At 70.2% G+C, this 23,557-nt stretch carries 19 protein-coding genes and 1 tRNA gene; 10 read left to right on the top strand and 10 right to left on the bottom strand.

Translation table 11 applies throughout. The annotated features are described in order from the left end of the window. The first annotated feature begins 57 nt into the window (after positions 1 to 57). Positions 58 to 522, top strand: coding sequence for a group III truncated hemoglobin (locus JW792_RS02165; protein WP_135994297.1), 465 nt, complete (start codon positions 58 to 60; stop codon positions 520 to 522). A 189-nt stretch (positions 523 to 711) separates the two neighbouring features. Here JW792_RS02165 and JW792_RS02160 read toward each other — a convergent pair whose 3' ends face one another. Both JW792_RS02160 and JW792_RS02155 read right to left on the bottom strand, forming a co-directional pair. Continuing rightward, positions 712 to 1,059: a DUF6481 family protein gene (locus JW792_RS02160; protein WP_135994298.1), complete on the bottom strand. Its 348-nt coding sequence runs from the start codon at positions 1,057 to 1,059 to the stop codon at positions 712 to 714. Between the two features lie 232 nt (positions 1,060 to 1,291). After that, entirely contained in the window at positions 1,292 to 3,721 is a 2,430-nt protein-coding gene (locus JW792_RS02155) for a DUF305 domain-containing protein (protein ID WP_135995225.1), read from the bottom strand. A 215-nt stretch (positions 3,722 to 3,936) separates the two neighbouring features. Here JW792_RS02155 and pyrC point away from each other — a divergent pair, with 215 nt between their 5' ends. The 5 genes from pyrC (at position 3,937) to JW792_RS02130 (ending at position 11,331) form a co-directional block, all read left to right on the top strand. Beyond that, positions 3,937 to 4,983 carry a dihydroorotase gene (pyrC, locus tag JW792_RS02150; RefSeq protein WP_135994299.1) on the top strand — a complete coding sequence of 349 codons (1,047 nt, stop codon included), beginning with the start codon at positions 3,937 to 3,939 and terminating at the stop codon, positions 4,981 to 4,983. An 86-nt stretch (positions 4,984 to 5,069) separates the two neighbouring features. Next, positions 5,070 to 6,086 (top strand): ribose-phosphate pyrophosphokinase, encoded by a 1,017-nt coding sequence (locus tag JW792_RS02145; protein ID WP_135994300.1) that lies wholly within the window; start codon positions 5,070 to 5,072, stop codon positions 6,084 to 6,086. Then, the gene (locus tag JW792_RS02140) at positions 6,083 to 8,437 is read left to right on the top strand and encodes a phosphoketolase family protein (RefSeq protein ID WP_135994301.1); all 2,355 of its coding nucleotides are present in this window, start codon (positions 6,083 to 6,085) and stop codon (positions 8,435 to 8,437) included. The genes JW792_RS02145 and JW792_RS02140 overlap by 4 nt, the downstream gene beginning before the upstream one ends. A gap of 3 nt (positions 8,438 to 8,440) precedes the next feature. After that, positions 8,441 to 9,799 carry an MBL fold metallo-hydrolase RNA specificity domain-containing protein gene (locus JW792_RS02135; RefSeq protein WP_135994302.1) on the top strand — a complete coding sequence of 453 codons (1,359 nt, stop codon included), beginning with the start codon at positions 8,441 to 8,443 and terminating at the stop codon, positions 9,797 to 9,799. After that, positions 9,796 to 11,331, top strand: coding sequence for a thymidine phosphorylase family protein (locus JW792_RS02130; protein ID WP_135994303.1), 1,536 nt, complete (start codon positions 9,796 to 9,798; stop codon positions 11,329 to 11,331). The genes JW792_RS02135 and JW792_RS02130 overlap by 4 nt, the downstream gene beginning before the upstream one ends. Before the next feature lie 3 nt (positions 11,332 to 11,334). Here the strand turns inward: JW792_RS02130 and JW792_RS02125 are convergent, their stop codons facing one another. The 5 genes from JW792_RS02125 to JW792_RS02105 are packed head-to-tail and all read right to left on the bottom strand — an operon-like array spanning position 11,335 to position 18,331. Further along, the gene (locus JW792_RS02125; protein WP_135994304.1) at positions 11,335 to 12,531 is read right to left on the bottom strand and encodes an efflux RND transporter periplasmic adaptor subunit; all 1,197 of its coding nucleotides are present in this window, start codon (positions 12,529 to 12,531) and stop codon (positions 11,335 to 11,337) included. Positions 12,532 to 12,542: 11 nt separating this feature from the next. Next, positions 12,543 to 13,340 carry an ABC transporter permease gene (locus JW792_RS02120; protein ID WP_135994305.1) on the bottom strand — a complete coding sequence of 266 codons (798 nt, stop codon included), beginning with the start codon at positions 13,338 to 13,340 and terminating at the stop codon, positions 12,543 to 12,545. Positions 13,341 to 13,348: 8 nt separating this feature from the next. Continuing rightward, positions 13,349 to 14,920, bottom strand: a complete 1,572-nt coding sequence (locus JW792_RS02115; protein WP_135994306.1) for an ABC transporter permease — start codon at positions 14,918 to 14,920, stop codon at positions 13,349 to 13,351. Then, positions 14,914 to 15,651 carry an ABC transporter ATP-binding protein gene (locus JW792_RS02110; protein ID WP_135994307.1) on the bottom strand — a complete coding sequence of 246 codons (738 nt, stop codon included), beginning with the start codon at positions 15,649 to 15,651 and terminating at the stop codon, positions 14,914 to 14,916. The genes JW792_RS02115 and JW792_RS02110 overlap by 7 nt, the downstream gene beginning before the upstream one ends. Beyond that, the gene (locus tag JW792_RS02105) at positions 15,641 to 18,331 is read right to left on the bottom strand and encodes a cation-translocating P-type ATPase (RefSeq protein WP_135994308.1); all 2,691 of its coding nucleotides are present in this window, start codon (positions 18,329 to 18,331) and stop codon (positions 15,641 to 15,643) included. The genes JW792_RS02110 and JW792_RS02105 overlap by 11 nt, the downstream gene beginning before the upstream one ends. 117 nt (positions 18,332 to 18,448) lie before the next feature. Between JW792_RS02105 and JW792_RS02100 the strand changes: the two genes are divergently transcribed. After that, positions 18,449 to 18,925, top strand: a complete 477-nt coding sequence (locus JW792_RS02100; RefSeq protein ID WP_135994309.1) for a host attachment protein — start codon at positions 18,449 to 18,451, stop codon at positions 18,923 to 18,925. On the opposite strand, the gene JW792_RS02095 is transcribed toward JW792_RS02100, so the two are convergent. After that, complete coding sequence (locus tag JW792_RS02095) at positions 18,910 to 19,458, bottom strand: flavodoxin domain-containing protein (protein WP_158291505.1); 549 nt, start codon at positions 19,456 to 19,458, stop codon at positions 18,910 to 18,912. The genes JW792_RS02100 and JW792_RS02095 overlap by 16 nt on opposite strands. A gap of 291 nt (positions 19,459 to 19,749) precedes the next feature. Beyond that, positions 19,750 to 19,826: transfer RNA gene (locus tag JW792_RS02090), tRNA-Ile, on the bottom strand. A gap of 166 nt (positions 19,827 to 19,992) precedes the next feature. Between JW792_RS02090 and JW792_RS02085 the strand changes: the two genes are divergently transcribed. Then, a complete protein-coding gene (locus tag JW792_RS02085) occupies positions 19,993 to 21,231 on the top strand; it encodes a mechanosensitive ion channel family protein (protein ID WP_135994311.1) in 1,239 nt (412 codons plus the stop codon). Positions 21,232 to 21,337: 106 nt separating this feature from the next. Beyond that, entirely contained in the window at positions 21,338 to 22,078 is a 741-nt protein-coding gene (locus tag JW792_RS02080; RefSeq protein WP_135994312.1) for an SIMPL domain-containing protein, read from the top strand. Positions 22,079 to 22,133: 55 nt separating this feature from the next. Here JW792_RS02080 and panD read toward each other — a convergent pair whose 3' ends face one another. Next, positions 22,134 to 22,499 (bottom strand): aspartate 1-decarboxylase, encoded by a 366-nt coding sequence (panD, locus tag JW792_RS02075; RefSeq protein WP_135994313.1) that lies wholly within the window; start codon positions 22,497 to 22,499, stop codon positions 22,134 to 22,136. A 185-nt stretch (positions 22,500 to 22,684) separates the two neighbouring features. Between panD and JW792_RS02070 the strand changes: the two genes are divergently transcribed. Continuing rightward, the gene (locus JW792_RS02070) at positions 22,685 to 23,497 is read left to right on the top strand and encodes a carbon-nitrogen hydrolase family protein (protein ID WP_135994314.1); all 813 of its coding nucleotides are present in this window, start codon (positions 22,685 to 22,687) and stop codon (positions 23,495 to 23,497) included. Positions 23,498 to 23,557 lie beyond the last annotated feature (60 nt).

Raw genomic sequence — 23,557 nt, 5'->3', positions numbered from 1 at the left:
CATGTGCTGCACCGCCGCGTTTGCCGCCCGCGCTACGCGTGCTAGCGGACTCGTCCCATGGGCCCGGAAAGCTTCAAATCGCACGCCGCCGCGCCGCGCGCGGCGCAGCGCGCAGCCTTCGCGCACGCGATCGGAATAGACGAGGCGATGATCGAGCGCCTCGTCGACCGCTTCTATGCCCGGGTGCGCGAGGACGCGCTGCTCGCCCCGGTCTTCGCGGCGAAGATCGCCGACTGGGAGCCCCATCTGCGGCAGATGTACGCCTTCTGGTCATCGGTCGTGCTCGGCACCGGGCGCTATCACGGCCGGCCGATGCCGAAACACGCGCCTCTCCCGGTCTGCGGGGATCATTTCGACCGCTGGCTGGCCCTGTTCGAGGCCACCGCCCGCGAGGTCTGCCCGCCACGCGCCGCCGAGATATTCATCGAACGCGCCCGGCGCATCGCCGCCAGCCTCGAATACGCCATCGCCCTGACGCGTGGCGCCGATCTCGCCCCGGGCGAGCGGCTGGGAGAGCCTTGAGCCGGGAACCGGTCCCGCTCCGCCGCTTCGGACGGCAACTTCATCCCTGCCGGGGGTTGAGGCGTACCGACCGGAGCGCGTCCGGCCCCGCAAGAGGAGCGAAGGAAGTCCCGCAAAGCGCTTTCCCGGCAGCGCGTGCCGCACGCCGGTGATGAAAAAGCGCGCCGGCGTGAGCCGAGCCGCACGCGTCTACCGCCGGCGGGCCTTGCGCGCGGCATAGCGCCGGTCGCGTTCGGCCTTGCGCTCGGCTTCCTCGGTCACGAGACGGTCAGCCTCGGCGATCGCCCGGGCTTTCTCCGCTTCCGCGCGGGCGGCTTCGTCGAGCCTGTCCTGCTCGGCCGCTTCGGCATTGGCGCGATCGCGCTCGGCCTGTCTCTGCTCGCGCCGTTCGGCGGTCGCCTGGCGCTCGGCCGCCTTGGCCTTCATGCGCGGATCGTCGGCACCCGGCGCGGCCTTGAACTTCTTCAGAAGCTTCTCGCGAGCCGCCTCGGCGTCCTTGCGCCGGTCGGCAAAACTCTTCTGTTCATTATGTTTCAAACGGACGTCTTCCTCGTTTCGAGTCGGGGCGTGGCTCCCGGCGGGAGCTCCCGGGCGCGGCATACGCGAAAACTGCCCTGTCAGATAGGGACACGCCCAGCGAACGGTTCCGCGCGAGGAGCCCGCGATCCGTCACCGCCCGGCCGGCTGCCGAGATTGCCGGCAGCAGACGGGCAGAAGCCGCGATCGGCCGGGATCGCGGCTTCCACACCGGTACTCGACCCGCGATGGCCTAGCGCAGGACGTCCGCGACCGCGTCCATGACATCGCGCAGTGCAGTGATCCGCCGGGCGGCGGTCGAGCCCGCTTCGCGCGAGGACAGGTCGCGGGCCAGACGGTCGAGCTGCGCTGCCAGAGCCGTATCGCCCGATCCCGCCTCGACGTGCTCGCGGGCGCTCGCGAGTGCGCCATAGAGCGGCTCTGCCGCCTCGGCCGACAGCGCCCCCTCGCGCACGAGCTGGTCGAGATAGGCCAGCGCGACGACCGGGTGGTCCGGCCAGCTCACGGGCAATTGCTGCTGCGGGTTGAAGGCCTCGCCCTGGTCGGCGAGCGCCGCCGCTTCGATCTCGTTCGCGGTGAGATGCTCGCTCGGGGCAAGTTCGAACACGTCGAGCCCGCGCACGATCTCGGTGGCGTAGATGCGCCCGTCATACCAGTAGCTCGACCAGTATCCGCCAGAGACCAGCACGTCCGGATCGACCGGACCGCGGTCGAAGAAGGCGATCTCCACCGGGTTGGCCGCGTCGGTGAAGTCGATCACCGAGATCCCGCCCTGGTACCAGGACTGCACGAAGATGTCGCGACCCGGCACGGGCACGACCGAGCCGTTGTGCGCGACGCAGTTCTCCGTTTCCGACTGGGCGGAGGGGAGCTTGTAGTAGCTCGCGAATTCGAGGCGGCCGTCTTCGATCTCGTAGATCGCGTCGGCACCCCAGGTGTCGGGATCCTGCGCGCGGCAGCGCGGGCGTCCGCCCCCGCCCCACTCGTCAGTGAAGATCACCTTGGTGCCCTCGTTGTTGAAGGTCGCCGAGTGCCAGTAGGCGAAGCCCTGGTCGACCACCGCGTCGATCCGCTTCGGCGCGCGCGGATCGGAGATGTCCAGGATGATGCCGTTGCCCGAGCACGCCCCGGCCGCGAGGTTGGCCGAGGGGAACACGGTGATGTCGTGGCACTGGTCGGTGCGCCGCGTGGTCTGCGTCCCCTCGCCGTGATCGCCGCCGGCCCACAGCCCGGCGATGCGCCCGGTCTCGTCGTCGGCGAAGACGCGCGGGCTGTCGACGATGCGCGCCGCGGCCGGGTCGTCGACCGGAATCTCGATGACGTCGATGGAGAACAGGGCCGTGTTCTCGTCGCCCGGCAGGCCCTCGACGCAGCCGGCGAGTTCCTCTTCCGAACGGATCGAGCTCGTACCGGAATTATAGACCAGGATCGTCTCCTCGTCGCTGGCCACCACCGAATGGGTGTGCGAGCCTCGGCAGGTCTGCACCAGGCCGACCTGGCGCGGGGCCAGGGGATCGGAGATGTCGAAGATGCGCAGGCCCCGCATGCGCTCCGCGCTGACCTCCTCGCTGACGCCCTGACGGCCGCAATCGATGCGCGCGCGGGTGTCCTGCACCGAGACGAGGAGGAGGTCGCCGACGATGGAGACATCGCCCTGCCCGCCCGGGCAGACGACCGAGCTGATCAGGCGCGGCTCGTCGCCGCCGAGCCGGTAGAGATTGAAGCCGTGATAATTGCCGGCCGCCAGCAGGTCGCCGGCAAACGCCATGTCGGTGTTGGAGAAGCTCAGGAAGGGCGAGCGCTCGGCGAACCGGGGTTCGTCCTCCTCGCCGCCTTCCGCCTCGGCCTCCTCCCCGGAGGGCAGTTCCGGCGGCAGGCCGGCGGGGTTCTCCGGATCGAAGAAGCCGGTCGGCTTGGGCAGGCTCGCGACCAGCTCGAGATTGGAGATCGCCTGGCCCGCATCGCGGAAGCCGGGCGCGAGGCCGTTGCGCGGATCGTCCGACAGCCCGGCGAGAAGCGTATCCATGCGCCGGATCTCGGCCTGCTGCTCGCCGCGCACGTCGTTGACGAAGTCGTACAGCACGGGGTCGTAGGCCGAGCCGCGCTGGGCGAGCAGGTGGTCGACCATCTCCACCGCGCCCTCGTGGTGGGCGATCATCAGGCCCAGGAACATCTCGTCGAAGCCGGTCCCACTCGCCGCGGCCAGCGCCTCCATCTCGGCGGGCGTGGCCATGCCCGCCATCTGCGCGTGGCGTGCGCCGTGGTGCATGGCATGGGGATCGTTCGCCGGGTCGGGCGCATGCTCGCCCCGCTCGGCGAGCCATCCTTGCATGAAGGCGATCTCGTCGGCCTGGGAGGCGTCGATACGCCCGGCGATGGCGACGATTTCCGGCGTGGCGGTGCGGCCCTCCACGAGATCGGCCATCTGCACCGCCTGGTAATGGTGCAGGATCATGTCCTGCATGAAGCGGACATCGTCTTCGCTATACCGGTTGGCGGCGATCCGCGAGGCTTCTTCCGCGCTCAGCCGGCGCACGTCCTCACCCGGCGCGCCCGGCTGCACGATCGGAGCCTCCTGCGCCGCGGCGGGACCGGCCGCGGCAAGCCCGGAAACGAGGGCGATCAGACAAGACCCTACAAAGAGTTTGGTTTTCAAGACGATACCTCCCAGGATGTTCTTTGCGTCCACCCTAGCCGAGTGCGGGCCACCGGCAAATGTCCGGCTGATCACAAGACCGCCCGCCGCCCCGCCGGAGCCGTTGCCTGCGTCGATATCGCCGCAGGCCGGTTCTTGTTATGCAGCGGTGCGATTATGTATCAGATCGCGGCCGTGCTCTTTCTGCGCCGCCGCACGTTCCAGGCCGAGGTCCGCACCCCATGTCCGTTCTCGAAATCGCCACGCCCGACGACTGGCATCTCCACCTGCGGGACGGCGAGGCGCTTCGCTACACGGTGCCTGCCACGAGCCGGTGCTTCGCGCGCGCCATCGTCATGCCGAACCTGAAGCCGCCGGTGACCACGGTCGCCGACGCGGCCGCATATCGCGAGCGCATCCTGGCCCATCTTCCCGAAGGCCACGCCTTCGAGCCGCTGATGACGCTGTACCTGACCGACCGCACCACGCCGGAGGAGATCGACGCGGCCGCCGACAGCGACTTCGTCCACGCCTGCAAGCTCTACCCGGCCGGGGCGACCACGAACTCGGCCTCGGGGGTTAGCCGGATAGAGAATCTCTACCGCGTGTTCGAGCGCATGGAGGAACGCGACCTGCCGCTGCTCGTGCACGGCGAGGTCACCGAGTGCGGGGTGGACATCTTCGACCGCGAGCAGGTCTTCATCGAGCGCCACCTCATCCCGGTGCGGGACCGCTTCCCGGCCCTGCGCATCGTGCTGGAACACATCACCACGGCCGAGGCGGTGGACTTCGTGCTGTCCTCGCCGGCCAATGTCGGCGCGACCATCACCCCCCAGCACCTGCTCTACAATCGCAACGACATGCTGGTCGGCGGCATCCGCCCGCACCTCTACTGCCTGCCCATCCTGAAGGCGCAGCGCCACCAGGGCGCGCTGCGCGAGGCGGCGATCAGCGGCAATGCGAAATTCTTCCTCGGCACCGATTCCGCACCGCACGAGCGCGCGACCAAGGAAACCGCCTGCGGCTGCGCGGGCTGCTACAGCGCGCCCTTCGCGATCGAGCTCTACGCCACGATCTTCGACCAGCTGGGCGCCCTCGACCGGCTGGAAGGCTTCGCCTCGCAGTTCGGCGCCGATTTCTACCGCCTGCCGCGCAATACCGGCATGATCAGGCTGGAACGCGCGGGCAACACCATCCCCGCTTCCCTGCCCTACGCCGAAGACGGCACCATCGTCCCGCTCGCGGCGGGACAGACGCTCGACTGGCAGCTGGTCACGCCGCAGCACTGAGCGCGACGCGAATGCCGCATTTGCAACCGCCAGCGTTCGCGCCATGGTGACGGCCGGTATTCGGCCAACACCCTGGTGAGTGCGGCATGCATCTGGTCCTCCCCCTGCCTGGAAACGAACGCCTGGCACGGGCCGTGGCAGGAGCGGCAGGGTTCGAGATCGCCGAACCGGACGTGCGCCGCTTCCCGGACGGGGAGAGCTATGTCCGGCTTGCCGGCGATGTCTCCGGCAGGGACGTCGTCCTGGTGTGCACGCTCGCCGATCCCGATCCGGCCTTTCTGACGCTGGTCTTCGCGGCCGACGCCGCACGCGATCTCGGGGCGCGCTCGGTCACGCTGCTCGCTCCCTATCTTGCCTATATGCGTCAGGACAAGCGCTTCCGGCCCGGCGAGGCGGTGAGCTCGCGCAGCTTCGCGCGCCTGGTCTCGTCCTCGTTCGACCGGCTCGTCACCGTCGATCCGCACCTGCACCGCTATCCGGCACTGGATGCGCTCTACACCATCCCGGCCACGGCGCTGCATGCCGCGCCGCTGATCGCCGACTGGATCGGGCGCGAGGTGAAGGATCCGCTGCCGATTGGGCCGGACGAGGAAAGCGAGCAATGGGTCGGCGCGATCGCGCAGCGGATCGGCGCGCCGCATGCGGTGCTGAAGAAGATTCGCCACGGCGACCGCAGCGTCGAGATCGCCCTGCCCGACCTGTCGCAATGGAAGGACCGCCAGCCCGTTCTGGTCGACGACATCGCCTCCTCCGGCCAGACGCTGATCGAGGCGGCGACGAAGCTGGTCGAGGCCGGCCTCGAGCGCCCGGTCGCCGCGGTCATCCATCCGCTCTTCGCCGGCGATGCGTATGCGCGCCTGAAGGCCGTCACCCGTCAGATCGTCTCGACCGACAGCGTGCCTCACGAGAGCAATGCGATAAGCCTCGCCCCGCTTCTGGCCGAGGCGCTCGCATCGCCCGGGACGGGCCGGCCGGGTCTCGTGCGCAAGCGCCGCGAGCCCGAGCCGGAAGACGCGGTGGAGCGCGCGGGCCGGGAGTCCTTTCCCGCCAGCGATCCGCCGCCCTGGACGCCGGGCTCGGCCGTCGGCGGAGGCAAGCCATGAGCGCATTCGAACATTGGCGCGCCGGCTACGGGCCGATCCGGCACGAGGCCGAAACGGTGGAGCGCATCGCGGCCCTTGCCGCCTCGGGCCGGATGGAGCCCGACCGGCTCTACGCGCTTCTCGCCGCCGCGGACCGGCTGGCCTGCGCCGGGATGTGGACCGTCGCGCACATGACCTACGCCAGGCGGGTCGATCTGTCCGGCGCGCCGCTGGAAGCCGATGATTTCAAGCCCGACCCGCAGGGCCATACCGGCGGGTCGCTCAACATGGTGCCCGCCTTCGCGGGCTATCTCCTGGCCAACGCGATCTGCGGACATACGCGCGCCTGGCTGATGGGCCAGGGCCATTGCGTCGCCGCGATCGAGGCGGTCAACGCCCTGACCGGCGACGTCTCGCCGGCCCAGAAGGGCCGCTATGACCGTAGCGAGGCCGGGCTGTCCCGGCTCGTCTCCGATTTCTACTCCTACGCCATCGATGCGAAGGGGTATGCGGGCGTGCCGCTCGGCAGCCATGCCGGGCCGTTCACCGCGGGGGCGATCGCGGAAGGCGGCTATCTCGGCTTTGCCGGGGTGCAGTACATCCACATGCCCCTGCCCGGCGAGCGTCTCGTCGCCTTCCTGAGCGACGGGGCGTTCGAGGAGCAGCGCGGATCGGACTGGTCGCCGCGCTGGTGGCGGGCGGAGGATTGCGGCCTCGCCGTGCCGGTGATGATCCTCAACGGCCGGCGCATCGAGGAGCGCACCCAGATCGCGCAGGAAGGCGGCGCGGCCTGGCTCGCCGAAGACCTCGCCCACAACGGCTTCGATCCGGTCCTCATCGACGGGCGCGACCCGGCCGCCTTCGCCTGGGCGATCCTGGAGGCCGAGGCCCGTCTGGAGGCCTTCAAGTCCGGCCCGGAACGGACCTATCCCGCCCCCCTGCCCTACGTCATCGCCGAGACCGTGAAGGGGTTCGGCTTTCCCGGTGCGGGCCGGAACGAGGCGCACAACCTGCCCCTGCCCGGCAATCCGCACCGCGACGCCGCCGCGCGAGCGCTGTTCAATGCCGGGGCGCGCGATCTGTTCGTGCCGGCCGGCGAGATCGAGGCGGCGGTCGCGGCGCTCGCCACGCACGCGGCCCAGGGCCGCCCGCGCGAAAGCCGACATCCGCTCGCGCTGCGCCGGCCGCGCGCGCCGGACCTGCCCGAGCCGCGCTGGCATGCGTTGAGCGAGCCGCCGGGCTGCGCCATGCAGGCGGTCGACGATTTCTTCGTCCGGCTGGTGGACGCCAACCCGCATCTGCGCGTGCGCGTCGGCAATCCCGACGAGCTGCGGTCCAATCACATGGGCGGCACGCTCGACCGGCTGAAGCATCGCGTGAACGTGCCCGAGGAGGGCGTCGCGGAAGCCGTCGACGGCGCGGTGATCACCGCGCTCAACGAGGAGGCGGTCGCCGGCGCGGCGCTCGCCAACAAGGGCGGGCTCGGCCTGATCGTCAGCTACGAGGCCTTCGCCACGAAGATGCTCGGCATGCTGCGCCAGGAGATCGTCTTCGCCCGGCGCCAGCGCGAGACGGGCCAGGCGCCCGGCTGGATCTCGGTGCCGCTGATCGCCAGTTCCCACACCTGGGAAAACGCCAAGAACGAACAGTCCCACCAGGACCCCACGATCGGCGAGGCGCTCCTCGGCGAGATGTCGGACACCGCGCGGGTCATGTTCCCGGTCGATGCCAACTCGGCCGTGGCCTGCCTGTCTCAGGTCTATGCCGGGCGAGGCGAGATCGCCTGCCTGGTGGTCTCCAAGCGCGACCTGCCCCACCGGCTCGACGCGGAGGCGGCCCGGCGCTTCGCGCGAGACGGCGCGGTGCCCGTTCGCGGCACGCCTTCGCAGGCGGCGCTGCAGATCGTCGCCATCGGCGCCTACCAGCTGGAGGAGGCGCTGAAGGCCGCGGCGCGCTTCGAGGCGTCCGGGGTGAAGACCCTTGTCACGGCGCTCGGCGAGCCCGCCCGCTTCCGCGCGCCCAGGGACGAGATCGAGGCCGGCTTCACCGCCGACGACGAGACGCTCGAAGCGCTCTTTCCGGCCGGCCTGCCGCGCGTGCTCGCCTGCCATACCCGGCCCGAGCCGATGATCGGATTGCTGCGCCGCCTCGATGGCGGACCCCGGCACACCGCGGCGCGCGGCTATATCAGCCGCGGCGGGACGCTGGACGTGCCCGGCATGCTGTTCGCCAACCGGTCGAGCTGGGCCCACCTCGTCGAGGCCGGTGCGCCGCTGGTCCGGCGGGTCGCCCGCGACTTCCTCTCCGCGGCGGAAGCCGCCGCCATCGAAGGCCGGGGCGACCCGGCCGTTCTTCAGAAAGCCCGCTTCTAGCTCATGCTCACGCTCACCTGCCTCGGCGGTGCCGGCACCGTCACCGGCTCCAAGCATCTTCTGACCCATGACGGCCGGCGCATCCTCGTCGATTGCGGCCTGTTCCAGGGCCTGAAGAACCTGCGCGAGCTGAACTGGGAGCCTTTGCCGGTTCCTGCGTCCAGCATCGACGCGGTCGTGCTGACCCACGCCCATCTCGACCATTCGGGCTATCTGCCGCGCCTCGTCGCCGACGGCTTCACCGGGCCGGTCTTCGCCACACCCGCCACGCGCGACGTCGCCGAGCTGATCCTGCGCGACGCCGGCTATCTGCAGGAGAAGGATGCCGAGTACGCCAATCGAAAGGGGTTCTCCAAGCACTCACCGGCTTTGCCGCTCTACGATCTCGCGGACGCGGAGGCGAGCCTGGAACACTTCACCCTCGCCGAATTCGGCGAAGAGACGGCCCTGCCGGGCGGGGCGCGCCTGCGCTTCCGGCGGGCCGGCCATATCCTGGGGGCCGCCACGGCGGAGATCGACTGGGCGGGACGGCGCATCGTCTTCTCCGGCGATCTCGGGCGCTATGGCGACGCCATGATGGTCGACCCCGAGCCGGTCGAGCGGGCCGATTACATCGTCGTGGAATCCACCTATGGCGACCGCGTGCACGAGCCCGGCGATCCGGTCGACCGGCTCGGCGACGTGATCGAGCGCACCCTCAAGCGCGGCGGCACGGTGCTGATCCCCGCCTTCGCGGTCGGGCGCGCGCAGCTCCTGCTCTACTATCTCTGGCAGCTCAAGCGGGCGGGCCGGCTGGATTCCACCCCGATCTATCTCGACAGCCCGATGGCGATCGACGCGACGGGCCTCTTGCACGCCCACCTCGCCGATCACCGCCTCGACCGGGAGAGCTGCCGGCAGATGTGCGCCATCGCCGAGTACACGCGCGATGTCGAGCAGTCCAAGGCGATCACGGCGAGCGCCTATCCCAAGGTCGTCATCTCCGCGAGCGGCATGGCGACCGGCGGGCGCATCCTGCATCATCTCAAGGCGTTCGGGCGCGACCCGCGCAACACGCTCCTGTTCGCGGGCTACCAGGCGGCCGGCACGCGCGGGCGGGCCTTGCTCGCGGGCAAGCGCGAGGTGAAGATTCATGGCGAGTGGATCGGTATCGAGGCGGAGATCGTCGACATGTCCCAGCTGTCCGCCCACGCCGACAGCGACGAACTCATGACCTGGCTGTCCGGCTTCAGGGCCGCGCCGGCGCGGGTCTTCGTCGTCCACGGCGAACCGGAAGCCAGCGACGCGCTGCGCGTGCGCATCCGGCGCGAACTCGGCTGGGAGGCCAGGGTCCCCCGGCCCGAACAGGTGTTCGAGCTATGAGCCTGTCGCACGCCGTCCCGTCCCGGCCGCGCCCGAGCCTGCGCGCGCGCCGGCTGCGCCTGCATACCCAGAGCGAGCCGATCGTGGTGATGCGCGCCGACTGCCCGGTCTGCCGCTCCGAAGGCCTGTCGGCGCGCTCGCAGGTCCTGTTGTCGAGCGGCGGGCACGAGGTGATCGCGACGCTCTACCAGGTCGAGGGCGAGGCCATGCTGGCCCCCGACGAGGCGGGGCTCTCGGAGAGCGCCTGGGAGATTCTCGCTGTCGAGGAGGGCGAGGCCGTCGAGGTGCGCCACGCCCCGGCGCTGGAATCGCTGTCCCACGTGCGCCGGCGCATCTACGGACACCGGCTCGACGGGCCGGCCTTCGACGCGATCGTGCGCGACATCGTCGCGGGCCGCTATACCGAGGTCCACCTCGCCGCCTTCCTGACCGCAAGCGCGGCCTTCGCGCTGGACGAGACCGAGATCTACGAGCTGACCCGGGCGATGGTGGAGGCCGGCGACCGGCTCGACTGGGAGGAACCGGTGGTCATGGACAAGCACTGCGTCGGCGGCCTGCCGGGCAACCGCACGACGCCCCTCGTCGTGGCCGTTGTGGCCGCGCACGGCCTGACCATTCCCAAGACCTCCTCGCGCGCCATCACCTCGCCGGCCGGCACCGCCGACACTATGGAGACGCTGGCCCCGGTCGATCTGGACATGGCGACCCTCAAGCGCGTGGTGAAGGCGGAGGGCGGCTGCATCGCCTGGGGCGGGGCGGTGCATCTGAGCCCGGCGGACAACCATCTGGTGCGGGTGGAACGCGAGATGGACATTGATACCGAGGGCCAGCTGATCGCCTCGGTGCTGTCGAAGAAGATCGCGGCGGGCGCCACCCATTGCGTCATCGACATTCCCGTCGGCGCGACCGCGAAGATCCGCAGCCAGGACGATGCCGAACGGCTCTCCCGCCTCACCGACGCGGTCGCGGCCCGCTTCGGGCTGAAGACGACCTGCCTGATCACCGACGGCTCCCATCCGGTGGGCCGCGGCATCGGCCCGGCGCTGGAAGCGCACGACCTGCTGGCGATCCTGAAGAACGACAGACGAGCACCCGACGATCTGCGCCGGCGCGCCGCCCGGATCGCAGGCGCGGCGCTGGAGATCGGCGGCAAGGCGGAGCCGGGCCGCGGTTTCGAGCTGGCACTGGAAACCCTGCGCGACGGGCGGGCCTGGGAGAAGTTCCAGCGCATCTGCGAGGCCCAGGGCGGATTGCGCACGCCGCCCGTCGCGAAGCATGCCCAGCCCCTGCCCGCCCCGGTCTCGGGGCGCGTCGTGCACATCAACAGCCGCAAGCTGGCGCGCCTGGCCAAGCTCGCCGGCGCGCCGCGCGCCAGGGCGGCGGGCGTGTACATGCATGTCCGGCTCGGCAGCGAGGTGAAGCGCGGCGAACCGATGATCGACCTGCACGCCGAGACGCAGGCCGAACTCGACTACGCCCTCGACTATGCCGAGCGCAGCCCGGACATCATCGAAGTCGAGCTGCCGACCTGAGACTCAGCCCTCGCGCGGCACGACCGCGGCGCCGTCCTCGATGCGGTCGCTGGGATAGAGAACAAGCGTGTCGCCGGGCTGGAGGCCCGACAGGATCTGGGCCTCGCGCCCGTTCGACCGGCCCATCTCCACCGGGGTCAGGCGCGCACGGCCCTCCTCGACCCTGAAGGCCGCCCAGCCGCCCTCATGGCGGAACAGGCTCGCCACCGGAGCAATCACGACATCCTCGCCGCGCCAGGTCACGATCTCCGGCTCGACCCGGTAGCCATGGCCGAGATTCATCCACTCCTCGCGCGGGGCGAGCAGGTCGAGGATGACATTGACGCGCTGTTCCTCCACGCCCAGCGCGGAGACCTTCAGGAAGCCGAAGGGCTCGATGCGGCGCACCTCGGCGCGCAGGGGAACCGGCCCGCCCCAGGCATGGATCAGGGCATCCGCGCCTTCCTCGACGCGGACCGCGTCGGTGGACAGCAGCTCGGCGACGATCTCCAGATCCGCCGGATCGCCCAGTTCGACGAGCGGGGTGCCGGGTTGAACCACCGCCTCGCTCTCCTGCAACACGCGCAGGACCTGACCGTCGATGGGGCTTGCGACCTCCACCACGCCCTCACCGGCCGGCGCCGCGTCCGGCCGTATCAGCCGCGCTTCGGCCGCGTCCCGCTCGGCCTGCCGCATGCGCAGATTGGCGCGCGCGGTAGCCAAAGCTGCATCGGCCCGGCGCAGCGTGGTGCGGGCCCGGTCCAGCATGGCCTGGCTGATTGTCCCGCGCTCGGCCAGGATCTCCATGCGCTCGGCCTCCTGGGCGGCGAGCTCGGCCTCGGCGCGTGCGGCTTCGAGCTGGGCCGCGGCGAAACCCAGAGCGGCTTCGGCCGAGCGCAGCGCCGCCTCGGCCTCGCTGCGCGAACGCACGTCGAGCATGGCCGGGTCCGACGCCAGGATGTTGGCGAGGACCTCTCCGGCCTCGACCCGGTCGCCGGCTTCGGAGTCGACGCGAAGCACCCGGCCCGCGAGGGGCGCGGACACGACATAGACCTCGCGCACCCGGGTATAGCCTTCGTCGCGCACGCTCACGACCATCTCGCCGCGGCGTACCACGGCGAAATCGGCCGGCACCGGCCTCGGCCAGAATGCCCAGACGATGAGCGCGAGGACGACGAGCCCGGCCACGGACCAGAACACGGTGCGGAATCGAAGCTGCATAGACGACTATCTCACTCCCGGGTCTTCAGAACGGCCACCAGGTCGAGCCGGTCGATACGCCGGCGCACGATGAGCGCGCTCGCTGCAGCGATCACGATCAGGACGAGCGCAGCATAGCCATAGGTATCGGCTTCTATGATGAAGGGCAGGCGGAAAAAGTCGGAGCTCATCGCCTGCGCCATCGCCCAGGCCATCGCGGTCCCCATCACGAGGCCGAGCGGGATGGCCGCCAGGGTCAGGAAGGCGGCCTCACCGAGCAGGACGTAACTGACATCGGTCCGCGAGAAGCCCAGCACACGAAGGCTGGCCAGCTCGCGCGAGCGCTCGGCGAGCGAGACGCGTACGGCATTGTAGATCACTCCCAGCGCGATCAGACCGGCAAACAGCGTGTAGACGAATATGGCCGAGCCCATGGACCGGTCCATGATCTCGTCGAAATTGTCCCGCGCGACCTGGTTGAGCTGGACTCCGGCCACGAGCGGCGTGGATTTCAGCTCCGTGTAGATCGCCGCGAGATATTCCGGATCGACACGCAGATTGACCCCGGAAACCACCCGGCCCTCGTCGAGCGCGGCGTTGAGATCGTCGAGCGGCATCTGCGCACCCGAGCCGATCAGCACGGTGGGCGTCGCCGCGATCGGCAAGGCGAGGACGGGCTGGCGGCCCTGGGTGACGTGGGCATGAATCACGTCGCCGGGCTGCGCGCCGAGCCGGTCGGCGAGGTCCCTCGACAGAACGAGCCCGCCCGGCGGGGGCGCCACGGTCGATCCGTCGGCCGAAATCATGCGCGACAGGGCCGGGTCGCTCACCACGCCGGTCAGGCCATCAGGACCTCGCGGTTCTCGAAACGCAGACGGGCCGCGACCGCGCGATAGGGTTCGGCCTCGAGCACGCCCTCGCGGCCGGCAAGATCGTGATAGGCGGTCATCGAGCGCGCCTCGGTGAAGCGCACCGCGACATCGTGCCGGTTCGCGACGTCGAAATACGTGCCCGTCATCACCTCCATCGCGTCGAGGAAGTAGAGCGAGGTCACGAGGGTCGTGGCTGACAGGGCGATGCCGAGCACGGTGAGCCCGGCGCGCACCGGCCAGCGCAGGATCTGGCGCAGGATCATGCGCGTCTGCTGATCGATGGCCGTCAGCCCGGTGAGCGCCGCCCCGGCCGAGCGCGAGTAGTCCGGCGGCGGGGGCGGGCGCATCGCCACGGCCGGCTGAAGGCGCGCGGCGCGCACGACGGCAAAGGCCGCCCCGCCCCCGACCGCGGCGAAGGTGACCAGCGCCCCGATGGCGTAGACGCCGGGTGTCGCGGCGAAGAGGAGGAAGGGAAAGCGGTAGAATTCGGCGTACATTTCCGCCATCGCCCGTCCGAGCCAGGCGCCCAGCGAGAACCCGATCACCAGGCCCATCACGGCGATCGCGCCGACGAGCTTGAGATAGTGCCAGGCGATCTCGCGCGCGGAATATCCGAAGGCCTTCAGAAGTCCGATCTGCTCGCGCTCCACGGCGATCAGGCGGGAGATCACGATGTTGACCAGAAACGCCGCCACGGCGAGGAAGATGGGCGGCAGGATCGCGCCCATGGTGGAGAGCTGGTCGAGTTCGCTCGACAGGAAGGCATCGGAGATCTGGTCGCGCCGCCCATAGGCTCCCGTCGCGCCATAGCGATCGAGAAGCCGGTCGAGGGCGGCGGCCACCGGAGCCGTCTCGGCACCGCGCGACAGACGCACGACCGCCTCGTTGAATGCGCCCTCCAGATCGGCCGCATTTTCCAGCGCGTCGCGGTCCATCCACAACACGCCGAACAGGCGCGCCTCCGGCACGAGCTGGCCGGGAGCGATGGCGTAGACATATTCCGGCGACAGGGCGAGGCCGGAAATGACCAGGCGCTCGCGCCGGCCGCGGATCGTCGCCTCCAGCGTGTCGCCGACATCAAGGCCGTGAGCGAGCGCGAAGCCCTCGAGCACCAGCGCCTCGTCGGGCCGGGTCGGGTCGGGCAGGCGCCCGCGCACCAGGTGAACGTCATTGACCGACGCGGCCCGCCCGGCGGGAAGGGAATAGATCACCCCGTTGGCCGGCTCGCTGATGCCTTCCATGTCGAACAGCACCGGGGCCTGGATGCGCGACTCGGCGGCGGCCACGCCCTCGATCGCAAGGATCTCGTCGATGAGCCGGTTGGGTGCGCGCACCGCGGGCGCCCACAGATCGGCGAAGCGATAGCGCTCGTAATAGGCCGCGCGGGTCTCGGAGAGGCTCGCCAGCATGCCGGCCATCACGACATGGACCGCGATCCCGCCCGCGATCACGAGCGCGATGGCGACCGCCTGGCCGATCATGCGCCACAGATCGCGCATCAGCTTGCGGTCGAGCGTGGAAACCAGCCCGGTCACCATGCCAGCTCCGAGGGCTCGGCCTTCGTCGCATTGACCCGATTTTCGCGTATCTGCCCGTCTCCGAACACGATGACCCGATCGGCCATGCCGGCCACCGAGGCATTGTGGGTGATGATGAAGGTCGTCGCGCCGAGAGTCTCGTTCACGTTCTTCAGCGCCTCGAGCACGCGAATGCCCGTCGCGCTGTCGAGTGCGCCGGTCGGCTCGTCGCACAAGAGGACGCCCGGCTTCTTCGCGATGGCGCGCGCAATGGCGACGCGCTGCTGCTCCCCGCCGGACAGCTGCGCCGGGAAATGATCGATGCGCTTTTCAAGCCCGACGAGGGAAAGCGCCTCCTCGGGGGCGAGCGGATCGGGCGCGATCTCGGTCACGAGAGAGACATTCTCGCGCGCCGTCAGGCTCGGCATCAGATTGTAGAACTGGAAGACGAAGCCGACATGATCGCGCCGGAAGCGGGTGAGCTGGCGCTCGCTGGCGTCATGCATGGGCGTGCCGCGAAAGAAGAACGCGCCCGAGCTCGCCCGGTCGAGGCCGCCCAGGATGTTCAGCAGGGTCGACTTGCCCGAGCCCGACGGCCCGAGCAGAACCACCAGCTCCCCCTCCGGCACGGCCAGGTCCACCCCGCGCAGCGCATGGACCGCACCGGGCCCCTCGCCATAGACCTTCGACAGCTTGCGGGTCTCGAAACAAGGAGGGCCGCCGGCTTGCTGTTTCAAGGTCTCAGCCTGCATCTTTCCCCTCCCGGGCGCTTGCCGGTCCCTGCGCCTCTTCGCGGCGCTGCGCAAGACGCCGCGTGCGCGCGATCTTGATCAGCTCGGGCACCAGGAGCAGCGGCACCGCCGCCGCGAGGATCACCGCCCAGACCCAGGCCGGCAGCGGCGCCAGCCCCATCGCATGCCGGAGCGCAGGCACGTAGACCAGCGCGAGCTGGAGCCCCAGCGTGGCGACGACCGAGGCCGGCAGCCAGGGATTGGCCGCGAAATCCAGCTCGATCAAGGGCGTGTCGAGCGAGCGGAAGGCGAAGACCGCCGTCGCGCTCATCACCACGACGGCGCTGAACGCCCCGGTCTGTCCGGCTTCCACGCCGAGCGGGAGGGTCAGGCGGAAGACCAGGAGCGAAGCGGCCGCGATCCACAGGCCGAAGGCCGCCACGATCGCCAGCGTGACCCGGTCCAGCACCGGTGCGCCGGGCCGGCGGGGCGGGCGGCGCATCACGTCGGGGCCGGCGCGCTCCACGCCGAGCGCCAGCGCCATGGGCCCGTCGGTGACCAGATTGATCCAGAGCAGCTGCACGGGCGTCAGGATCAGCGGGGCGGCCGACGCCACGCTCGCGGCGACCGCGAGCACCTCGCCGAAATTGGAGGCCAGCAGGAAGCGGGTGAAATTGCGGATCGAGTCGTCCTGGCGCCGGCCCTCGCGGATGGCGTCGACGATGGTGCCGAAATCGTCGTCCAGCAGGACGAGGTCGGCGGCCGCCTTGGCCGCATCGACGCCGCGAACGCCCATGGCGATGCCGATATCGGACTGCTTGAGCGCCGGGGCGTCGTTCACCCCGTCCCCGGTCATCGCGACGATCTCGCCGGCCTCCTGCAGCAGGCGCACGACGCGCAGCTTGTGCTCGGGCGTGGTCCGGCTGAGGACCGGTCCGGCCTCGAGACGGGCGAGCAGGACGGCATCATCCATCGTGTCGATCTCGGCGCCGGAGAGCACGTCTTCGGCCTGAAGGCCCACCTCGCGGGCGATCGCGCGGGCCGTCCCGGCGCCGTCCCCGGTGATCATGAGGATGCGGATGCCGGCCTCGCGCGCGGCCTCGACCGCCGGGCGGGCGCGCGGGCGCGGCGGATCCATCAGGCCGATCAGCCCCAGAAACACCAGGTCGGATTCCAGATGGGCGATATCTCCGGACGGCGCCGCGTCGGTCTCCCGGCACGCCACGGCCAGCACGCGCAGCCCGTCCTCTCCCATCGCGTCGGCCCGCTCGATCCAGGCGCGGCGCCCGGCGTCGTCGAGCGGCTGCGCGCCGTCGGGCGCCGCGACCCGGGCGCAGAGCGGCAGCACGAAATCGGGGGCGCCCTTCATGTGAGCCTCGAACGTCCCGTTGCGCTCGACGACGACCAGCATGCGCTTGCGCGCCGCGGAGAAGGGCTGTTCGGCGACCCGCTCGGGGGCGTCCTCGCCGACGCCGGCGAAGCGTTGCGCCGCCGCGAGCAGGGCCCGCTCGGTCGGCTCGCCCACCGCGCCGTCCCCCGTGAGCTCGGCATCGTTGCACCAGCCCGCGGTACGCAGCGCGCGTATGGCGAGCTCGTCCGGCTCGCCTCCCGCATCGCCGAGCAGGACCGTTCCCGCCGCGGTCACGGTGCGCACGGCCACCATCTCTCCGCTGGTGAGCGTGCCGGTCTTGTCGGTGCAGATCACCGTCGCCGAGCCGAGCGCCTCGGCGGCGCGCAGGCGCCGCACCAGCGCATTGCGCCGGGCCATGGTGCGAACGCCCAGCGCCAGGCTCAGCGCCACCACCGCGGGCAGGCCCTCCGGCACCGCTGCGACGGCCAGGGAGACCCCGGTGAAGACCATGTCGAGCAGGGGCCGGCCGGTGAGCACACCGAGCCCCGTCACCGCCACGGCCGCGCCGAGCGCGAGGAAGCCGAGCGTCAGGCTGAGCCGGGACAGGCGCTTCTGCAGCGGCGTGGGCTGGCGCTGCACCGAGGCGGCGAGCGCGGCCACGGAACCGAACTCGGTGGCGGCCCCGGTCGCGATCGCGATGCCCGCGCCATGCCCGTCGAGGACCAGCGAGCCGGCATAGGCGATCGACTGGCGCGCGTGCAGCGGCGCAGCCGGCAAGTCCCTGCCCGGCGCCTTGGCCACGCCGTGCGACTCCCCGGTCAGCGCGGATTCGTCGAGCAGGAGGGACTCGCCCTGGACGAGCTTGAGATCGGCCGGCACGCGCTCGCCCCGGCTCAACACGACGAGATCGCCGGGCACCAGCTCGCGCGTCTCGACCCGCCTGCGCCGGCCGCCGCGCAGCACGGTGCAGTGGGGCGCGAGCAGGCCGGCAAGGGCGGCGAGCGCGCGCTCGGCGCGCCATTCCTGGAAGAAGCCGAGCGCGAGATTGAGCCCGACGATGACGAGGATCATCACCGCATCGAGGCGCTCGCCGAGCGCGCCCGCGAGACCAGCGGCGAGCGCGAGGAGCACGATCAGCGGATCGGCGAGCTGATGGCGCAGGGTGCGCAGCACGGAGAAGCGCTCGCTTGCCTCCACCGCGTTGGGGCCATACCGCGCGAGCCGGGCCTCGGCATCCTGCGCCGCCAGGCCGGTCGTCACGTTGCTGGCGAGCGCGTCGGCGACCCGCTGCGGCGAGAGCGCGTGGGCGTCGTCCGTCACGGCCGCAGGGGTGGAGCGATCCAGGGTCATGCGGCGAGACTAGCGGTGAACCCGCACGGGGCTCCAGTCTCGCGAGCAAGCGAAATTGCCGCATACGCCCCGGACGGAAAATCTGGCATTGTAGGACATCTTTCCGGGAGACCGATCATGGGACGCCTGCACGACGAAACGATCTGGATCGCGGTATTCGACGGCGGTCGCGCCCTGCTCTTCCGGCGCGGCGGCGAGGGCGAAGCCCCCCTTTCTCCGATCGAGACCCGCCAGCACGACAACCCGCCCTCGCGCCGCCAGGGCCGCGAACGCGGCGGCCGGTTTCACACCCCCGCCGGCGGGCGCAGCGCGGCGGAAACCCCCGACCATCACACGCGGGCCGAACACGCCTTCGTGGACGCGCTGGCGCACGATCTCGAGCGCCAAGCCGGGGCGGGCGAGTTCGACCATCTGGTCGTGATGGCCCCGGCCGGCCTGCTGAAGCGTTTCCGCGAACAGGCCCCGCATGCGGCCGGACGCGTTCTGGCGAGCGATGCGGGCGATTTCACGCGGCTTCCCAAGAAGGCGCTCGAAGCGAAGGTGGACGCCCTCATCGCCGAGGGCCGCCGGGCGGGGCATCACTTGCCGACGTGAACCTTCAGGAACTCGTCCACAAACCCATACAGGGCCGGCCAGTCGGTGAACTCGATGTCCGCCTTGGGATCGACCTCCATGTCGAGCGCCTTGACCAGGCGACGCGCCATCCAGCGCTTGAAGAAGTCGAACTCGGTGAATTTCAGCGCGCCGGCCGCGTAGTGGACCGCACGCGGCAGCCACCCGGTTTCCCCGGCGAGGATGTCGACATACTGGCGCATCTCCTCCTCGTCCTCCGGCTCGCCGCTGGCAGCATGAAGGGATACCGAGATGAGCGCGGAGGGCATTTTCGTCAGGCGTTCCCCGTGCAGGTTCGCGAAGCGGTAGATGGCCGGATGATGGGCCTGGTGGTGCACCGGGGCGACGACGATCACGCCGTCGTAGAGATGCAGGTTGGGCCGGGCCGCGGCCTCCGACGTCGCGTTCAGGACGGTCGGCACGTGTCTGGATCGCACCAGATGGTCGCTGACGAGCCCGGCAATCCGCTCGGACTGGCCCTCGACACTCGCAAAGACGATCAGAACCTTCGCCATGGGCCGCACCTCCTTCGCCACGAACCGGGCCGCCGCGCGACGTCCCGCTGACGCCCCGACACTACGCCGGGCCCGAGACGGGTTCGTCAATGCCGATCGCGCCAGCCGCGTCAATCTGACCTGCTCGTCCCGCGGGACGCCGCCGATCGGCCAAGGCGGTCCGATCCCGCGATCCTCCATCATCATAGCAGGCGAACCGACTTCGAACCCGCAGGGTTCGCAAGGACGAACGTCCGCCCGCAGCGCCAGCGAGGAGCGAAAGCCCGGATGGGCTCGAGCATTGTGGAAGACTGGTGGGCCCGGAGGGACTCGAACCCCCAACCAAGCGGTTATGAGCCGCCGGCTCTAACCAGTTGAGCTACAGGCCCGTCCGCGGAGAAACCCGGACAAGGCGAGTGTCTTACCGCGCGCCCGGCGCGCTGCAAAGCGTGCAGATCACCGCTGCGGACCGGTGCGCCGGCAGGGGACGGGTTCGCGATCGCCGCGGCCTGCGCCATGATGGGCGCCACCGGCACCGGATTCGCAGGAGCAAGCATGCGACAGACCCCGCCCGTCTCCGATCCCGCGCAGGGCGAGGCCCAGCCGCCGGCCGACGCCGACGTGACCGAGGCCGTCGGCGGCGCGTTCTCCCGGCTGCGCGACGCGTTCGATCAGCTCGCGGCCTGGGTGATGCAGAACGAGACGCTGGCCCTGACCGCGCTCGCCACCGCGGCGGGGCTCTACATCGCCATGCTGGCCACGCGCATGATCGCGGCCTTCGTCATCAAGCGCTTCGCGCGCAGGGACGAGACGGCGCTGCCGGCGATATTCTCGCGGGCGATCTCCAAGATCGGCTCGCTCTTCCTCCTGATCGTGGCGATCGCGCTGACCGTGCGCCTCTTCGCCGTGCCGGAAACGGTCGATGAACTCATCACCGGCCTCCTGGTCATCGCGGTGGTGATCCAGACCGCCCTGCTCGGCCAGGAGATCGCGGTCTCGCTGCTGCTGCGCCGGGCCCAGCGCGCCGGCGAGGCGGGCTCCGGGCTCGCCAACGCCGTCGGGGTGCTCAAATGGCTGATCATCGGCCTCATCTGGGTGCTGACCTTCATCATCCTGCTGGACACCGCGGGCATCCAGGTGACCGCCCTCATCGCCGGTCTCGGAGTGGGCGGCATCGCCATCGGCCTCGCCGCCCAGGGCATCTTCTCCGATCTCTTCGCCTCGATCTCGATCCTGTCGGACAAGCCCTTCAAGAAGGGCGACTTCATCATCTTCGGGCCTCCCGGCGGGGCGCAGATATCCGGCAATGTGGAGGAGATCGGACTTCGCACCACGCGCATCCGCGCGCTGTCGGGCGAGCAGATCTCAGTCTCCAACACCGACCTGCTCGGCGAGCGGGTGCACAACTACCAGCGCCTCGAACGGCGGCGCCAGGTGGTGCCCTTCGGCGTGCTCTACCAGACGCCCGCCGACATCGCGGAGAAGATCCCGCAATGGGTGCGCGAGGACCTCGAGGCCATCGAGCTGCTGACCTTCGACCGCTGCCACCTCATCGCCTTCGGCGACAGCTCGCTCAATTACGAGCTCGTCTTCTGGGTGGAGGCGCCCGAGTTCGTCACCTTCCGCGACAAGACGCAGGAGGCGCTGCTGACCATCATGCGCCGCTTCGACGCCGAAGGGGTCGACTTCGCCTATCCCAGCCGCACCCTCTTCCTGGCGGACCCGTCCGGGCAGCCCGTCGATCCCCGCACCGTCGCGGCGAAGGCCGGGGCGAAGGGAACGCGCGGCGGGTGAACGCGATTTAATCCCGAAAGCCGCCGCCGCGCCGCCGCACCGTCACGATTTCGCCATCGCGCTGCGGCCTCGTCACCGGCGAGGGACCTTGAAGGGAGACCGATCCATGATCCGCACCATCCTGCTTGCCACCGCCCTGAGCCTGCCCGCCGCAAGCCTGTCCGCGCCCGCCCTGGCTCAGGCGGAAAGCGCGGTCCAGCCTGCAACGCTCTCGCTTTCGGCCACCGGCGAGGTGCGCATCGCCCCAGATCTCGCCGTGGTCAGCGCCGGCGCCGTCACCCGGGGCGATTCCGCCGCCGAGGCGCTCCAGGCCAATTCCCGTCTCATGAACCAGGTGTTCGGCGCGCTCGACCGGGCCGGCATCGCCGAGCGCGACCGGCAGACCTCCAATCTCTCGGTCAACCCGGTCTACGCCAACGACGACAACCGCTCCATGAGCCCGCGCGGCCAGCGCGAAGGCCCGCGCATCGTCGGCTACGAGGCGCGCAATACGGTCACGGCCATCGTGCGCGATCTCGACGATCTGGGCGAGACGATCGACGCCTTGGTGGAGAACGGCGCCAACCAGCTGCAGGGGGTCGAGTTCTCCACGGAAGACCCGAGCGAGGCGCGCAATGAGGCACGCCGGCGCGCGATCGCCGAGCTGAACGCGCTGAAGGATCTCTATGCCGAAGCCGCCGGCTTCGAGGTGATCGCGCTCCACTCGATGAGCGAGAGCGGCGGCATGCGGCCCCAGCCGATGATGATGCGGGCCGAGAGCTATGCAATGGATGCGGCGACCCCCGTCGCCTCGGGCGAGCTGACCGTCTCGGTCACCGTCAGCGCGACCTGGCGCATCGAGGACTGAAACGAAGAGGCCCCGGACGCGCGTCCGGGGCCTTTCGCTCTCGTTGCCCGGCCGGTCACGCCGCCCTGGGCTGTTCCACGACCTCGTTGTGCTCGTCGAGCAGCACGACGGTCGGCTCGAAATTCCTGGCTTCCTGCGCGTCCATGCCGGCATAGGCCACCACGATGATGCGGTCGCCGACTTGGGCCAGGCGCGCGGCCGCGCCGTTGATGCCGAAGGTCTTCGAGCCGCGCGGCGCGGTGATGGCATAGGTGGTGAAGCGCGCGCCGGTATTGATGTTGAGCACGTCGACCTGCTCGTGCGGCAGGATGCCGGCGGCGTCGAGCAGATCGGCGTCGATCGAGATCGAGCCCTCGTAGTGGAGGTCCGCCTGGGTCACCGCGGCGCGGTGCAGCTTGGCCTTCATCATGGTCAGTTGCATGGGGTCGCGCGCTCCTTAAGGCGAGGCTCCACGGAAAGAATGTTGCAGCGCATATAACCGATTTGCGCCCGCGAAAACAGGCCTTGCCAGATGGACCCGCTCACGCTGTGGTGTTCCGGTCCGCATATAGGGCCCGCCCGGCCCGTCGTCAGCCCTTGTGCCACAGTATCGCCGGAGATCGCGCCATGGTCCGTCTCGCCATCGCCCAGCACGCCGCCGCGGACTCGGTCGCGGACAATCTCGCAACCGCCGAGCGCCTGATCGCCGACGCCGCCGCGCAGGGCGCGAAGCTCGTCTGCTTTCCCGAGGTTCACCTCTCGCCCTTCTTTCCCAAGACGAAGGGCGGGGACGCATCGAAATGGGCGCTGACGCCGGATGACGCGTCGATCGCGCGCCTGTCCGAAGCGGCGAAGGCGAACGGCATCGTCGTGGTCTCCAACCTCTATCTCGCCGACCGCGACGGGCGGCGCTACGACGCCTCGCCGGTCTTCGACGCCGACGGCACGCTGCTCGGGGTCAGCCGGATGAACGAGATCGCCCAGTTCGACGGCTTCTGGGAGAAGGACTACTACGCGCCCGGCGAGGGCTTTGCGGTCTACGACACGGCGGCAGGCCGGGTCGGGGTGGTGATCTGCTTCGACCGGCATTTCCCAGAGAGCTACCGCGCCGTCGCGCGCGCCGGGGCCGACATCGTGGCGACGCCGACCTGCATCGAGACGAGCGAGCCGGTCTCCCTGTTCGAGGCGGAGATGCGCACCCTCTCCTTCCACAACTCGGTCTACAGCCTGCTCGCCAACCGCTGCGGGCGCGAGGAGGAGCGCAGCTATGCCGGCCAGTCGCTGATCTGCGCACCGGACGGGGCGGTGCTGTCGCGCGCCGGATCGAGCGCGCAGCTCCTCTTCGCCGACTGCGATCTCGATGCGCGCCGGCAGATGGCCGAGGAGCGGGGATTCCTCTCGGCCCGCATCGTGCGCGAGGGCGCCGTCACGAAAGGGTGAGGGTCCGCGATCGGCGTCGCGGGCCATCGCCTCACAATTGCCGCCTTGGCGGACTGGTAT

Source organism: Marinicauda algicola (assembly GCF_017161425.1).
Classification (GTDB): domain Bacteria; phylum Pseudomonadota; class Alphaproteobacteria; order Caulobacterales; family Maricaulaceae; genus Marinicauda; species Marinicauda algicola.
This window is presented reverse-complemented; position numbering and strand designations above follow the sequence as displayed.

What these genes read in the sequence shown, in the direction of transcription:
- JW792_RS02105 (WP_135994308.1), bottom strand. Translation starts at nt 18,331, where the DNA reads ATGACCCTGGATCGCTCCACCCCTGCGGCCGTGACGGACGACGCCCAC.
- pyrC (WP_135994299.1), top strand. Translation starts at nt 3,937, where the DNA reads ATGTCCGTTCTCGAAATCGCCACGCCCGACGACTGGCATCTCCACCTG.
- JW792_RS02165 (WP_135994297.1), top strand. Translation starts at nt 58, where the DNA reads ATGGGCCCGGAAAGCTTCAAATCGCACGCCGCCGCGCCGCGCGCGGCG.
- JW792_RS02135 (WP_135994302.1), top strand. Translation starts at nt 8,441, where the DNA reads ATGCTCACGCTCACCTGCCTCGGCGGTGCCGGCACCGTCACCGGCTCC.
- JW792_RS02125 (WP_135994304.1), bottom strand. Translation starts at nt 12,531, where the DNA reads ATGCAGCTTCGATTCCGCACCGTGTTCTGGTCCGTGGCCGGGCTCGTC.
- JW792_RS02095 (WP_158291505.1), bottom strand. Translation starts at nt 19,458, where the DNA reads ATGGCGAAGGTTCTGATCGTCTTTGCGAGTGTCGAGGGCCAGTCCGAG.
- JW792_RS02145 (WP_135994300.1), top strand. Translation starts at nt 5,070, where the DNA reads ATGCATCTGGTCCTCCCCCTGCCTGGAAACGAACGCCTGGCACGGGCC.
- JW792_RS02080 (WP_135994312.1), top strand. Translation starts at nt 21,338, where the DNA reads ATGATCCGCACCATCCTGCTTGCCACCGCCCTGAGCCTGCCCGCCGCA.
- panD (WP_135994313.1), bottom strand. Translation starts at nt 22,499, where the DNA reads ATGCAACTGACCATGATGAAGGCCAAGCTGCACCGCGCCGCGGTGACC.
- JW792_RS02115 (WP_135994306.1), bottom strand. Translation starts at nt 14,920, where the DNA reads ATGGTGACCGGGCTGGTTTCCACGCTCGACCGCAAGCTGATGCGCGAT.
- JW792_RS02130 (WP_135994303.1), top strand. Translation starts at nt 9,796, where the DNA reads ATGAGCCTGTCGCACGCCGTCCCGTCCCGGCCGCGCCCGAGCCTGCGC.
- JW792_RS02140 (WP_135994301.1), top strand. Translation starts at nt 6,083, where the DNA reads ATGAGCGCATTCGAACATTGGCGCGCCGGCTACGGGCCGATCCGGCAC.
- JW792_RS02100 (WP_135994309.1), top strand. Translation starts at nt 18,449, where the DNA reads ATGGGACGCCTGCACGACGAAACGATCTGGATCGCGGTATTCGACGGC.
- JW792_RS02070 (WP_135994314.1), top strand. Translation starts at nt 22,685, where the DNA reads ATGGTCCGTCTCGCCATCGCCCAGCACGCCGCCGCGGACTCGGTCGCG.
- JW792_RS02085 (WP_135994311.1), top strand. Translation starts at nt 19,993, where the DNA reads ATGCGACAGACCCCGCCCGTCTCCGATCCCGCGCAGGGCGAGGCCCAG.
- JW792_RS02110 (WP_135994307.1), bottom strand. Translation starts at nt 15,651, where the DNA reads ATGCAGGCTGAGACCTTGAAACAGCAAGCCGGCGGCCCTCCTTGTTTC.